The following is a 14,762-nucleotide window of genomic DNA, read 5'->3' on the forward strand; positions in this document are numbered from 1 at the left end:
TGAAGCCCTTATATGAAACGAAAACACTTGAATAGAAAAACCGGGTATTTGTTTTCGGTATTATTGTCTTTTTTTCTGACATTAAATGCGGGGACAAATATCATAGCTCAGGGGAATACCGGAAAGATAAAGATTACCGGTACGGTTTATGATGAGACGAAGCAGCCTCTGGCAGGAGCTTCTGTACGGGAAGAAAGGTCGACAAACGGTACGATTACCGACCAGAATGGACGGTTTTCGATATTCGCCAAAAAGGGGAGTACTTTGCGTATTTCTTTTCTGGGACTTGAATCGAAAGTGATGACTGCCCAAGTTGCAGGTGATTTTGATATTATGCTGAAAGATAATTCTCACGAACTGGGGCAAGTCGTTGTGACCGGTTATGGGAAAACGACGAAAGACCGGGTTACCGGCTCGGTTGGTGTCGTGACAGCGGAGGAGCTGAAGGGAAATCCCGGAGCTTCTGTCGACCAGTTGTTGCAAGGGAAGCTGGCCGGTGTAAGTGTGAAAATGACTTCGGGACAACCGGGCTCTGAGGCGCAAATTCGTATACGTGGGACAAAGACTTTGACAGGTGATGCCGAGCCTTTGTGGGTAATCGACGGAGTCCCTTTGCAAAGGGATATACCGGAGGTAAATACAATAAGCCTTAGAAGCGGAGATTTTACAAATATTTATGAGCGAGGTATTGCCGGTATCAGTCCTCAGGATATAGAATCGATTACTGTATTGAAAGATGCCTCGGCTTCGGCTATTTATGGTTCTCAGGCAGCGGCTGGAGTAATTGTCGTTACGACTAAGAGAGGTAAAGCCGGGAAGTTGCAGATGAATTACTCCGGAACAGTAAGTTTCGTCACTAAACCACCTCGGGATGCAAATTTGATGAATTCTCGAGAAAAGCTGGCTTGGGAGCAGGAACTTTGGGATGAGTTTTCGGCGGAAGGATTTAGTACCGGTTCTTATTATCCTGTTATAGGTGCTGTCGGCATGATACGTTCCGGTTATGGAGATTATGCCGGAATGACAAAGGCGGAGCAGGATGCTTATATCGAGCAGCTTGGAGCTCATACGACCAATTGGTTTGATGAACTGTTCCGTACAGCTATATCCAACAGTCATCATCTCTCTTTTTCCGGAGGTAGTGATAAGAGTGCTTATTATGTGTCGGCCGGGTACAATAAAAATAATGGTTTGGTAAGAGGTACAGGCTCTGATAGTTATACTTTGAGGGCGACAGTAGATATGACTCCCAATAAACGGATATCGCTGGGTATTTCTACTGATTTGGCATATATGACAGCCGACCAGACTTCTACTTATGTCAATCCGTTTACTTATGCTTACTTTGCCAATCCGTATGAAAGACCGTTTAATGCCGATGGTTCGTATGCTGCTGACAATACTTATTTTATGTTGGCAAGGACTAATGGCATGACCAGCACATTGATGCCTTCGGAAGGGTTCAATATATTCAGAGAGATGGACCAGACGTCCAATGAGACTAAAAATGTTACGGCCAATGTAAACGCTCAATTGGGTATATCCATATTAAGGAATTTGAAGTTTGAAGGGCTGGCGGCCTATGGGTACACAAGTAATGTTTCAGAGAATATTTCGGGGCAGGATACGTATACGGCTTGGATGGACAGACCGTTCGAAGGGTCTACCATGGCGTCGACCCGAAGATATGGGTCGATTGCCCAGGTCACTTCTTATAATCAGAGTTATTCTTTACGTGGGCAGTTACATTTTTCGGAGGTTTTCGGTAATATACACCGCTTGAGCGTTATTGCCGGCTCGGAAATAAGTCGTTCTTATGCAAAAACAATTCATGCCAAGAGGTACGGGTATGATACGGTAACGGGAAATTCGTCATTCCCGGTGTATCCCAGTGACCAAAATGTAGATTATAACAAGTTGGTGGATTATGCGTCTAAAATAGACGGATATTTCGGGCAGTCGACTATAGAGAATGCCACGGCTTCTTTTTACGGTTCTATGGATTATGTCCTGATGAATAAATATGTAGCAAGTTTTACCATGCGTACCGATGGCTCGAACAAATTCGGGAGCAAACAGCAGTTCAATCCGAATGGGTCATTGGGTTTTAACTGGAATATAGGGGCCGAAGAGTTTATGAAAAAATTGAAGCCTGCCCTAAGTTCGTTAATGGTGAGGTTTTCGGGAGGGTATACCGGAAAAGTGAATGCGGCAGCAACGCCTTACATTATTATGAAATATGATGCTTCATTTCGTAAAACGGATGATACATATTACCGAATGGGATCTGTAAAAAATCCGCCGAATCCTAATCTGCGTTGGGAAAAAACTTTTGATTTGAATGCGTCGTTGAGTGCCGGCTTTTTTGATGACCGGATGACTTGGGATTTAGGTTTTTACCGCGCTTTGAGCAAAGATGTGATTTCGTCTGTGGCGGTTCCGTTGAATACGGGTTTCAACGTTCAGTCGTATAATACGTCAAGAGTACTGAACCAGGGTATTGAATTTACCTTGGCAGGTAAGATTATAAAGACCCGGGATTTGTCGTTGACAGCTACGGCCAATGTTGCCTATAACAGAAATAAGCTGGTGGAGTATAATTCTCCGTATGCTACATATTCGACAGTCTATGAGGGATATCCTATCGGGGCTGTCATTACGGGGAAATATACGGGAATAGACAAGAATACAGGATTGTATGCTTTCAAAATGCGTCCGGATACCGACAAATCGGAATCGAAATACCGGTCGAATTCCGATAATTATTATTATTATCTGGGGACATCGAATGCTCCGGTTACAGGAGGATATGTCATTAATTTCGGTTACAAAAGGTTGTCGCTGAGTGTAAGCGGAAACTATTCGATTGGAGCTAAGATAACGGATGAGATATCGTCTCCTGCCAGTTATGGTATTTTTAGAAAGACGGCAAATCAAGATATTCCGACTTCTCACAATGACTTGTATGTGAATTTTCTGAATGTATCGAAAGATGTGGTAAACCGATGGACCGAGGATAATCCGATAACTGACGGTTATCCGAGATTGTTTGATGCTTTCGGGGAACAGGTTATAGATATATCTTCAATAGCTTCAAATTATGATAAAGTTACGAATGGAGCTTTGATAAAGAATCTTTCATATTTTAAGATAAGTGATATTCGTTTGACATATACTTTTCCCGATGCCCGTTGGATGCGTAGGGCTTACATTTCGTCATTAGGTATTTCTGCATCGGTAAGCAATGTCTGCATCTTTAGCAATTACGACGGCATAGACCCTGAGACACCGGGAGCCGTTTATCCGAAATCAAGAGATTTTATATTGGGGTTAAACATAGGATTTTAAATAGTGCCGATTATGAAAAAATACAGTATAGTTTTTATTCTTTTATTGTCTCTTGCTTCTTGTAAGAATTTTTTGGATATAAAACCGCATGAAGAGGTGATACCTGAGACGGCAGAAGAATTCTCTGCATTATTACACTCACATCTGGATGATTTGGACCGTGGAAATTTGGATTGTCTGATAGAATCGACTCAGAAGGTTACTCTTTATGAACAGGTCGCTGATAATCTGGAAGTTGCATTGACCGATAAATCTACCGGTCAGGCTCTGAAAATATATCCGGGAGATATATATACAATGAGTATAAATAAAACGGATTATTCCAGTTTATATGAGATTATACGTGATTGTAATATCATTTTCGGGGAGATGAAAGGAGATAAGGAATCGGACTTGGCGAAAAATGTATTGGGCACGGCGTATGCTATGCGGGGAGCATGCTATTATGAGTTGTTGCGGCGGTTCTGTGAAGTGTATGATCCCAATAAAAGCGACCAGTTGGGTCTGCAAATCGTTACGACGTTTGATATGGAGAATTGGCCGGTGCGTAGCTCCTTGAAAAAGACAATAGACTTTATTGAAGATGATTTGAAAAAAGCCTTGTCGTATAATGTGCAGGATGATATTTATCGTTTTACGGCTCCCGTAGTGAAAGGTTATCTGGCCCGATTCTATTTCTGGACCCGGCAATGGGACAAAGCGGCCGATTTTGCTACTCAGGTGATGGCTGCATATCCGTTGCTCGACAGAGACGGTTATAAAGAGATGATGACTCCGGCGTATAGTTTGAAAGGAAACATGCTTATCAAATCGGAGACAATATCGTCTTCCAATACGGAATCAGAGGGTGTGGGGACGTATAAGGCTATAACGGCCCGTCCGGTGAGCAAGCGATTTATAGATACGTTTAGTGATGAAGAAAAGGCTAACGATATTCGGTATGAAATGAATTTCACTGTAAAAAGGATTACAAAGAAATTTATTTTTTCGGGTATGCGCAGTGCCGAAATGTTACTGATTCGTGCCGAGAGTTATTATCATATGGGAGAGCAGGGGCTGGCTCTGGATGATATCAATACTTTGCGGAGTAACCGGATAAAAGATTATGTTCCTTTGACTATGGACCAATTGCCGGAGCCGGTAGAAGGTACTGACCTGATTACGGTGGATGTTACCGGAGCGTCTCTTACTCGATTGATGTCTCTTATCTTGACAGAAAGGAGAAAAGAACTTTTTATGGAAGGAGATCGCTTTTTTGAATTGAAGCGAAACGGGAGTCCTGAGTTTTGGGTTCCCGAGCAAGGGCAGAAATTTGTGACCCGTAAGTTTATGTACACTTATCCGATACCTCTCACGGATGTGGATATTGTTCCCGGTTTACAACAGAATGAGGGGTATGACGAATTTATTATTAGGTAAAATAGCGTAGAATATGAAAATGCGAAGTATGAAGCTGAAAAATATGTTATGGGCAGGTTGCTTTTTTTTCGTTGCGTTGAGCCTGTTTACAGCGTGCGAGTCGTATGATGAAATGCCTCCCCGTATTGAGGGTTCGTCAACGGCAAAACTGGTGTTCCCCATATATGAAATGAATAGTGAGGAACGAGCCATAGTTGATGCTATAAGGGATGAGTACAAACAATTCGAATAGAATTTCTATAACCGATAATTATTAATTAACTAAAAAACAAACGACATGAAAAAGTATGTGTATGCTTTGGCTGCGTTCCTGACATTAGGCTTTGCGGCTTGTTCATCGGATGATGATGAAGATAATTCTATTGACACGGATGTAGACGTGACGGAAGATGTCATTTATTCTTTTACAAACCGGAATGCAACAATGTTCCAGACTGCATCGGCAGAGATTTCTTTGTATAAAAGAGCTGATTTGGCGCAGTATTCAGCACCAAAGGATTTGGTATTTCCGGTAGAGGTGGATGTAGAAAAGTCTACGGCAGTAGAGGGAACTCATTTTTCTTTTGCCGGTGAGAAATCCATAACAGTTCCCAGTGGTAAGTCTCAAGGCTCTTTGAAGCTGAATTTTATTAAGAAAGAAGAAGGCAAAGATGAAATCGTGTTGACAGTAAAGAAGCCTTCTGATAAATTTTTCTTGGGAGATAATGCTTCTCTTACTATCAAAATCGTAGGAGAAGCCATTGAAGTACTGAAGGGAACCTGGGGTTCTTGTACTTGGGAAAGTAGCAATAAAGATTATTGGGGATTGTCGTATGACTTGAGCAAATTTCCTTCGGTGTCTTCTGAAGACCAGCTTACAATCAGTGATGGAGGTCTGGAAGTAAATATGAAAAGTGACTTGAAAAACTATTTTGTAGGGAATAGCGAAATGAAATATATTCAGGAGCAGATTTTCCGTTTCCCGGAAGATTATTTATTGAAGAGAACCGGCTTTGTATTCGTATTAAATAATATCAATGCTAATTTTTCAGCTCAAAGCTCAACAATAAAAGATTCTCGGGTAGCGTTTGCCGTCATTAAAGATGATAATAACGAAGAAGTACTTGAGGTTATCGTCTATTCGTATGAACCGACAGATTTCTTGGTTGAAGAGTATAACGGAATGAAAGATTTCGCTACAGAAGATGAACCCGCTATGATTTATTATCCGTTGCGTTATCACTTCAAACGAGTACAATAATAAAGTTGCATAATATATCAAGAAAGGAGGGCTTCTAACGGAGTTCTCCTTTTCGTTTATATGAAGTTTATTGAATACTGGAGGCTTATCCGGCTTGTATGCAGATAGAATGTTCAAGATAGTTCATGTTCAAAAAAAGAAGATATAATGCAAGAAAACGAAACAGAAGCTTTGTCTTTCGATAAAAAGACATTATTTTTGTCCGTTAATAAAAATTATGTACACATCCATGAGAATGAAGATACACCGGGAAGGGAGAAATATACTGTTTTTTTTGATATTAGGCTTGGCTGTTGTTAATGGCTCGATATATGTCTTTTTTCATAACCATTTTGTGTCCATATCATTATTGACGATTTCGGTAATATTTTATCTGTTAGTGCTCAATTTTTTCCGTTCGCCCCGTCGTCATTTTGTCGGTGATACCCGGAATGTGATTGTGGCTCCTGCCGATGGGACTATTGTTGCAGTAGAAGAAGTCATGGAGAATGAATACTTACATGAGAAACGTATTCAGGTTTCTATTTTCATGACCATATTCAATGTGCATGCCAATTGGTTTCCGGTAAATGGAACGGTGACGCATGTAAGTCATCAAAATGGGCGTTTTATGGCAGCTTATTTGCCTAAATCAAGTACGGAGAATGAGCGGTCTACTGTGGTAATTAAGGCTGAAAATGGTCAAGATATACTTATGAGACAGATTGCCGGAGCTATGGCACGGCGTATTGTCACCTATGCCGAGCCGGGAGATGAGTGTCATATCGATGAGCATATGGGATTTATCAAGTTCGGTTCGAGAGTAGATGTCTTTTTGCCTTTGGATGCAGAGATATTGGTGAAACTCGATGATAAGACAGTCGGGAATATGACACAAATAGCCCGTTTGAGGGGTTGAAGAACGTGGAGTGCAAGAGCTGAAAAAGAGAGTAAAAAGGATGAATGTGATTGTAAAAAACATACCCAATTCGGTAACGTGTCTGAATTTATTTTCAGGATGTATTGCATCTGTTGCTGCTTTCAATGCCGAATTTGAGACGGCTGCTGTGTTTATTGCACTTGCTGCAATATTTGATTTTCTGGATGGTATGTTGGCACGTTTGTTGAAGGCTTATTCTCCATTGGGTAAGGAGCTCGACTCACTGGCCGATCTTATAAGTTTCGGTATGGCTCCGGCGTTGTTGGTATTCAGCTATCTTAGGTTGAGTACTTTCTGGGCTACCGGTTTCTTAGCTGATTATTTACCATATACAGCGTTTCTTATAGCTGTGTTTTCGGGGCTGAGGCTGGCAAAATTCAATATCGATACTCGCCAGACTACGTCGTTTATCGGATTGCCTGTACCGGCGAATGCCTTGTTCTGGATAGGAACATGTTTTTATTCTCTCCAGCATAATATCAATCCTTACATTATTATCGTTTTGGTAATTGTTTTTTCAGGATTGTTGGTATCTGAAATCCCGATGTTTTCGTTGAAGTTTAAAAATCTTTCGTTTAAAGATAATTATATCCGGTATCTTTTGATTGCCGGTGCAGTCGTGCTGATAGTCGTTTTCGGGGTGAGCGGGCTCGCAGCTACTATCGGTCTATATCTTATACTCTCGATACTTAGGAAAGGACATTAAACAAAGTTGGTATAGTTTTTGTTTTTAAATAGGTAAGTGTAACTATATATTCCGAATATTATGAGTGTGATATTAACTATAATCTTTTTTATTTTTTTGTTTATTGTCCTGTCTGCTTTAGGACTATTAGGGGTGATTGCCCGTCTCTTTTTCAGGCCGTCGCAGAATAGTGCAAATGGGGGTTCTAAAAAAAGTTATGGGGACGGTGGCCGTCAGTCCTCGACCAAATGGTATACGTATGGCAAAAAGAAGAAAAAAATCTTCGACCAGAACGATGGAGAGTATGTTGATTTTGAAGAGATAAAAGATAATAAGTGATTTTTGGGAAATATGACCGTTTTTTTGCCTTTTGTCTAATTCCTAAAGAGGATGCGGGAAGTATGTGATATTTGAATTTTCGGTCAGTCTTTATAAGTTGTGTTTGGGTTATTGGGTTTTGGCTTTCGTCGATGAGTCTTCCTGTCGTAATTATTTCATTGATGTTGCGTGGTAGTCGTTTCTTTATGCTTATATTTGTAAGTTTTTTTAAATAATCATAATTAAAAATGAGACAACCTCACAAACATAAATCCCGGGCTGAACGGTTCAGGGACTCTATAAAGACTTATCGTGTACAAGCGGATGATACTTTATTGAATTATTTGCTTACCATGTTCAAAGACCAAAGTCGTACCAGTGTAAAGTCTTTGCTGACACATCGTCAGGTCGCTGTAAATAATAGTCCTACTACAAAATACGATGTACCTGTACATATTGGTGATGAAATAAAAATAAATTTTCTGAAAGGTTTTAAGGAGTTCAATCATAGCCGTTTACGGATTGTTTATGAAGATGAATTCGTATTGGTTGTCGATAAAGGCTATGGTTTGCTTTCGGTCTCCACAGACCGGGTAAAGACTAAGACGGCTTATCGTATCTTGAGTGATTATGTGAAAGAAGCAGACCCCTCAAATCGGTTGTTTGTATTGCATCGCCTTGACCGTGACACGTCCGGCCTGATGATGTTTGCTAAAAAACAGGGAATACAGGAAACTATGCAACGGTCATGGAATGAAATGGTACTCGACCGTCGTTATGTGGCTGTAGTTGAGGGGCAACTTGAGAAAGAAGAGGGAGAGGTATCTTCGTATCTTTGTGAAAATTCGGCATTCGAAGTATATTCCACTCCGGATGAGTCGGAAGGTGGACAATATGCCCTTACTCGCTATAAAGTATTGCAGGCGAATAAAAATTTTTCACTTGTGGAATTGAAACTGGCTACCGGCCGTAAAAATCAAATTAGAGTGCATATGAAAGATTTGGGGCATAGCATTATCGGTGACCGGAAATACGGATCCCGGTGTAATCCTTTGGGACGATTGGCACTGCATGCCTCCCGATTGCGTTTTGTGCATCCCATAACTCGGCGTGATATGTTTTTTGAGACACCGATTCCTGCTTCGTTCCAACGTTTGGTGAGGGAAAAGTGACAACGGTGTCATCTCGAAGAAGAATCAAAAAATCAGGAGCCCACGTGTATTGTCTGAGATTTTATTTGAGACGAAATAGGCAGTTTAAAAATAATCTTATTAAATTTGCATTCCTTAAGTGCGTAATCATAAAATACTTGCCGGATTGGGGATTTCTGTTTTCAGACAGGGATTAACCCGTTACCCGGATAAGCATGAAAAAATAAACATACAAATATGAATATTTCGTATAATTGGCTAAAAGATTATCTGAATCTGACATTAACTCCCGAGGAAGTATCGGCAGCTTTGACATCGATTGGGCTTGAAACAGGTGGTATCGAGGAAGTACAAACGGTAAAAGGCGGTCTTGAGGGATTGGTTATAGGGAAGGTCCTGACGTGTCGTGAACATCCCAATTCGGACCATTTGCATATTACAACGGTCGACTTAGGTAATGGAGAACCGGTGCAAATTGTGTGTGGAGCTCCGAATGTAGCATCCGGACAACATGTTGTTGTCGCTACAGTGGGTACGGTATTGTATGACGGTGATACAAGTTTTACTATAAAGAAGTCTAAAATACGGGGAGAAGAATCATTCGGAATGATTTGTGCCGAGGATGAAATAGGTATCGGTGAAAGCCATGATGGTATTATCGTATTGCCAGAGACGGCTGTCCCGGGGACGTTGGCAAAGGATTATTATAACATAAAGAGTGATTATGTACTCGAAGTAGATATTACACCGAATCGTGTCGACGCTGCATCGCATTATGGTGTGGCGCGAGATTTGGCTGCATATCTGGTTCGGAATGGATATATTCCTGATTTGAGAAAACCTTCGGTAGATAGTTTCAAAATAGATAATCTGTCGGGGGATGCTATAAAGGTCGAGGTACAGAATACGGAAGCATGTCCGAGATATTGTGGTTTGACTATACGTAATGTGAAAGTCTCCGAAAGTCCTGAATGGTTGCAACAGCGTTTGCATGCCATCGGTTTACGTCCGATTAATAATGTTGTAGATATTACCAATTACGTATTGCACGAAACCGGACAACCATTGCATTGCTTTGACTTGAATAAAGTCAAGGGAGGCAAAGTCATTGTAAAAACATTGCCTGAAGGGACGAAATTTGTAACTCTTGATGAGACGGAGCGTACGCTTTCGGATAGGGACCTGATGATATGTAATGAGAGCGAGGGTATGTGTATTGCCGGAGTATTTGGCGGTCTTGATTCGGGTGTGACCGACAAGACGACTGATATATTCCTCGAATCGGCCTATTTCAATCCGACATGGGTGCGTAAGACAGCACGTCGCCACGGACTCAATACAGACTCGTCATTCCGTTATGAGCGTGGAGCCGATCCTAATAATCTTGTATATGTACTCAAGCGGGCTGCATTGTTGGTAAAAGAGCTGGCTGGTGGAGAAATTACGGGTAATATAGTTGATATTTATCCTCAGAAAATAGAAAATTTCAAGGTAGAGCTTGCTTATGAGCGTATAAATAGTTTGGTAGGCAAAGTGATACCGGCCGATATAGTAAAAAGCATTCTTAAGAGCCTTGAGATAGAAATTTTGGATGAAAGAGATGGTTGCCTTTCGTTGAGCGTTCCTACTTATCGGGTAGATGTGCAGCGTGATGTTGACGTGATAGAGGACATTTTACGGATTTACGGATATAATAATGTTGAATTTACCGATAATGTCCATTCGAATCTCTCGTATAAAACTTCTACGGATACCAGCCATCAGTTGCAAAATTTGGTAGCTGAGCAGCTTACCGGTTGTGGGTTCAATGAGATTATGAATAATTCGCTTACACGTTCGGCATATTATGCATCGCTTGAGACATATCCAGAGTCTCATTGTGTAAGACTTTTGAACCCATTGAGTAACGACTTGAATGTGTTACGGCAGACTCTACTTTTCGGAGGGCTTGAGAGTGTTGCCTATAATGTGAATCGTCGTCGCCCCGATTTGAAGTTCTATGAATTCGGAAATTGTTATTATTTTAATCCTGCAGCCAGTGTGGAAAAGGGTGTATTGGCTCCTTATTCAGAAACACAGTATCTGGGATTGTGGGTTACCGGGAATCGAGTATCGGGTAGTTGGGCACACCCTGACGAAAAATCGAGTGTGTATGAATTGAAGGCTTATGTCGAAAATATTTTTATCCGTTTGGGTATAAATTTCGGTAGATTGCAATATACTCAAGTGTCTACAGACTTGTTTTCGGCAGCCTTGAATATTGCTACTCGTGATGGTAAGCAAATAGGCGTAATAGGTATTGTAGCAAAAAAGGTATTGAAAGGTTTTGATATAGATAATGATGTTTTCTATGCGGAACTCAATTGGACATTGTTGATGAAAGAAGCGGCCCATAATAAGGTATTATATACTGATATACCTAAATTCCAGCCCGTAAAACGGGATTTGGCATTATTGGTCGATGCATCTGTTCCATTCGTGGAAATTGAGAAAGTGGCTTATGAAACGGAGCGGAAACTCTTGAAAGAAGTATATCTTTTCGATGTCTATGAAGGTAAAAATTTGGAAACGGGTAAGAAGTCGTATGCCGTGACATTTATATTGCAAGATGAGAATAAAACTTTGAATGATAAGCAAATAGACTCTATTATGAGTCGTATTATCAATAATTTGCAACAGAAGCTTAATGCAAAACTCAGATAATTAATTTATAACAAAATAGAAATAAGAATATAACAATGGGAAGAGCGTTTGAATATCGTAAAGCCAGAAAGTTGAAGCGCTGGGGAAATATGGCGCGTACATTTACAAAATTAGGAAAAGAAATTTCGATTGCCGTAAAGGCCAGTGGCCCCGATCCCGATGCTAATCCGCGTCTGCGTGTTCTTATGCAAAATGCCAAGGCGGCTAATATGCCTAAAGAAAATGTAGAACGTGCTATAAAGAAGGCTACTTCAAAAGATGAGGGAGATTATAAGGAAATTGTTTATGAGGGATATGGGCCTTTCGGTATAGCTATCGTTGTCGAAACCGCTACTGATAATCCTACCCGTACAGTAGCAAATGTGCGCAGTTATTTCAATAAATTCGGAGGTTCACTGGGAACCAGTGGCAGTTTATCATTCCTTTTTGACCATAAAAGCGTGTTCAAGATTAAAGCAAAAGAGGGAGTCTCTCTGGAAGATCTTGAACTGGAACTTATAGACTATGGAGTAGATGAACTTGAGGCTGATGGAGAGGAAATTGTATTGTACGGTGAGTTTGAATCGTTCAGTAATATACAAAAGTATCTTGAGGAAAATGGCTTTGAGATAGAAAGTGCTGAGTTTGAACGTATTCCGAACGATACAAAAGATGTGACAGAAGAACAGCGTGCTTCCATCGAAAAGTTGCTTGAGAAGTTTGAAGATGATGAGGATGTTCAGAATGTTTTCCATAATATGAAAGAGGCAGAAGAGGAATAATGTTTCTTGGTAATATTTTCTGAATAACATAGATAGAAACAAATTTTATTTTTGTTATTGTTTTCGGCTCGGCAGGTTTCGGACAGATAATGTCCAAAACCTGTCGAGCCATTTATTTCTGTATGGAGGAGCAATTTGAAGTGAGTATTTTTGAAGAGAAAATGAGATTTTATATAGTTTAAATATAGTAGAAAGGCAATTAGTAACAAAATTTATCGGAAAAATATGTTTCTTTGTATAAAATTTGTTGGAGTTATTAGTTACCAGAAAAAACTTAACATATATTATATTTTGATATTCTTTAGAGATAGATAGTGTGGTGAAAATTTGAAATAAGTTGTCGAATCTTAATCTTGCCATATAGGGTGTGTTGTAGTAAATGGTAACTCGGAGTATAGTTAAAAAAAATTGAATATGGACAAAAGTTTATTGGTCAAATTGCTACTGATAACGTTTACTGCATCGTTCTTTGTGCCGGAAGTGGCAGCCAGAAAGAAGAAGGAAAAGGAAGAGGCTGTGTCTGTAATATTGTATCTGAATAAAGTTGCAAATGCGAATGATAATTCGAAAGGGATGGTCATAAAGGGGTATTTAAGGTCGGCAATAGTGAATGATCCGACCTTTTTTGAAGTAAGTGAGACCCCGAATGGAGAAAGGATTAGGTATATCAGCGAAGATATTGATTCGTTGGTCGTTATGGATAGCCTTAAATATGTGAAGCGCAAGTGCAAGGGAATGGGGTTTATGGCCGGAGGTCCGAAAATCCGTTGGGTCAGGGCAGAGTATGAAGGACGGGGTATTGATGTCTATTCTGCATTTTTTATCACTCAAGAGCGTGTAAATAATATAACGACGGTTCGACAGAGCATAAGTTATTTTTTCAGTATAGATAAGGATATTGCTATTTGGGTATCCAGTGAATATGTTTCCGGCCCTTATGTTCTCGGTGCGCAGGGAGCAAATAGAAAGCAAATGGCATATTATTTTAGTAAAATTTATGATTATCAGGAATTTGCGACACGTATAAAAGCAAAAGAGCTTACGGGAATGATGACAATTGTAAAAGCTTGGGATACAGAGTATGGGAGTGTGCCGGTGAAAAGAATTTCCGGAAAAATGAAAGTAGACCAACAGGGAGTACAGGAGACTATTACAGTTGTCAGTGGTGCTAAGTCGTCATCTTGGAAGAGAATGAAAAATGAGGTTGTATTTCCTCAGTATATGAGAACTATACAACTGGGGGTGTCTCCGGCTATTGCCCCTTGGTCACGAAATATCAAACATGATGGTACGGGTTATAAGATGTATATTCCACCGATAAGTATTTATACCGATATCTGTTTTATGGATTTTAGTAAGTTGGGAAGCATCGGTTATCTGTTTGGAGCTACTTATAGCAAGTATGGGTATAATTGGCAATGGGATAATGGTTATGGTCTTAAGACAAAGGAAACATCCAGTAACAGGTTTGATATTTGTGCAGGGTTGAGTTGGCATCTGACACTTTGTCGGAATTTTGAAGCTTATGCCCGTGTAATGATTGATTTGGGAGTTACCGGCAATCGGACGACAGATCAGGAAAGCGGGGAAAAGATGATTTCAGAGAGTAAGATGAATACGAATGTCGGAGTTATTGCCACGGCTGGTTTGCGTTATTACTTTTGTAGGAGTGTCGGAGTTTATGTTGAGGGTGGCCGGGATATCGGTTATGCTTCTGCAGGTCTTTCATTTCGTTTCTAACCAAATATATATAAAAAATAATAAATTATGAAAAAGTTAATTACAGCAATCTTTTGTATTGCAATGTTTTCATTTGTATCGGTCGGTTGTTCTAAGGACGATGATGATAAAGATGGAAAGGATGGTATTGAAATTACAACTGGGATGACTTGGGAAAAATTGGTCGGAGAACATCCTTTTATGGGTAATTTCCCCAAGTATGATGGAGATATCGAATTCCATCAGTATAACGAGACTTTTGGCATGGAAAGCGTTGGATTTTTTGATTATAAGTGTGATGCATCCATGGCTACGGGATATTATTCTAAATTGGCTGCAGCGGGATTTACAGTGAATCCGAATGCTGAAGGTATGTATACAAAGACAATAGATGGTTATGAGCTTACTTTTACCGGTAGTCATGCTGCGGGTAATTTCGGGATGGTATTTGCTTGTAATCCGATTGATTAATAAGATTTTATTTATGATTGTCAGATTC

The 14,762-nt window shown here is 40.2% G+C and carries 12 protein-coding genes; all 12 read left to right on the forward strand.

All coding sequences use genetic code 11. From position 1 onward, the window contains the following. Positions 1-12: 12 nt before the first annotated feature. The 12 genes from BN2628_RS15280 to BN2628_RS15335 all read left to right on the forward strand — a co-directional run bounded on the left by BN2628_RS15280 (position 13) and on the right by BN2628_RS15335 (position 14,734). Positions 13-3,348 (forward strand): SusC/RagA family TonB-linked outer membrane protein, encoded by a 3,336-nt coding sequence (locus BN2628_RS15280; RefSeq protein ID WP_055099232.1) that lies wholly within the window; start codon positions 13-15, stop codon positions 3,346-3,348. A 12-nt stretch (positions 3,349-3,360) separates the two neighbouring features. After that, entirely contained in the window at positions 3,361-4,767 is a 1,407-nt protein-coding gene (locus tag BN2628_RS15285; RefSeq protein WP_055099279.1) for a RagB/SusD family nutrient uptake outer membrane protein, read from the forward strand. A 13-nt stretch (positions 4,768-4,780) separates the two neighbouring features. After that, positions 4,781-4,999, forward strand: coding sequence for a hypothetical protein (locus BN2628_RS15290; protein WP_055099292.1), 219 nt, complete (start codon positions 4,781-4,783; stop codon positions 4,997-4,999). 45 nt (positions 5,000-5,044) lie between these two features. Then, positions 5,045-6,007, forward strand: a complete 963-nt coding sequence (locus BN2628_RS15295) for a DUF4843 domain-containing protein (RefSeq protein ID WP_055099296.1) — start codon at positions 5,045-5,047, stop codon at positions 6,005-6,007. A gap of 235 nt (positions 6,008-6,242) precedes the next feature. After that, entirely contained in the window at positions 6,243-6,905 is a 663-nt protein-coding gene (locus BN2628_RS15300) for a phosphatidylserine decarboxylase family protein (RefSeq protein WP_055099301.1), read from the forward strand. Between the two features lie 40 nt (positions 6,906-6,945). Continuing rightward, complete coding sequence (pssA, locus tag BN2628_RS15305; RefSeq protein WP_055100466.1) at positions 6,946-7,632, forward strand: CDP-diacylglycerol--serine O-phosphatidyltransferase; 687 nt, start codon at positions 6,946-6,948, stop codon at positions 7,630-7,632. 60 nt (positions 7,633-7,692) lie between these two features. Beyond that, positions 7,693-7,950, forward strand: a complete 258-nt coding sequence (locus BN2628_RS15310) for a DUF4834 family protein (RefSeq protein WP_055099315.1) — start codon at positions 7,693-7,695, stop codon at positions 7,948-7,950. A 227-nt stretch (positions 7,951-8,177) separates the two neighbouring features. Next, a complete protein-coding gene (locus BN2628_RS15315) occupies positions 8,178-9,101 on the forward strand; it encodes an RluA family pseudouridine synthase (RefSeq protein WP_055099390.1) in 924 nt (307 codons plus the stop codon). 216 nt (positions 9,102-9,317) lie between these two features. After that, entirely contained in the window at positions 9,318-11,783 is a 2,466-nt protein-coding gene (gene pheT, locus BN2628_RS15320; RefSeq protein ID WP_055099396.1) for a phenylalanine--tRNA ligase subunit beta, read from the forward strand. Between the two features lie 35 nt (positions 11,784-11,818). Next, positions 11,819-12,544 carry a YebC/PmpR family DNA-binding transcriptional regulator gene (locus BN2628_RS15325; protein WP_021930085.1) on the forward strand — a complete coding sequence of 242 codons (726 nt, stop codon included), beginning with the start codon at positions 11,819-11,821 and terminating at the stop codon, positions 12,542-12,544. Between the two features lie 414 nt (positions 12,545-12,958). Beyond that, the gene (locus BN2628_RS15330; RefSeq protein WP_055099402.1) at positions 12,959-14,284 is read left to right on the forward strand and encodes a hypothetical protein; all 1,326 of its coding nucleotides are present in this window, start codon (positions 12,959-12,961) and stop codon (positions 14,282-14,284) included. A 27-nt stretch (positions 14,285-14,311) separates the two neighbouring features. Then, a complete protein-coding gene (locus BN2628_RS15335) occupies positions 14,312-14,734 on the forward strand; it encodes a hypothetical protein (protein WP_021930083.1) in 423 nt (140 codons plus the stop codon). Positions 14,735-14,762: the final 28 nt, after the last annotated feature.

Origin of the sequence: Gabonia massiliensis, assembly GCF_001403595.1 — a bacterium.
GTDB classification, from domain to species: Bacteria; Bacteroidota; Bacteroidia; order Bacteroidales; family Coprobacteraceae; genus Coprobacter; species Coprobacter secundus.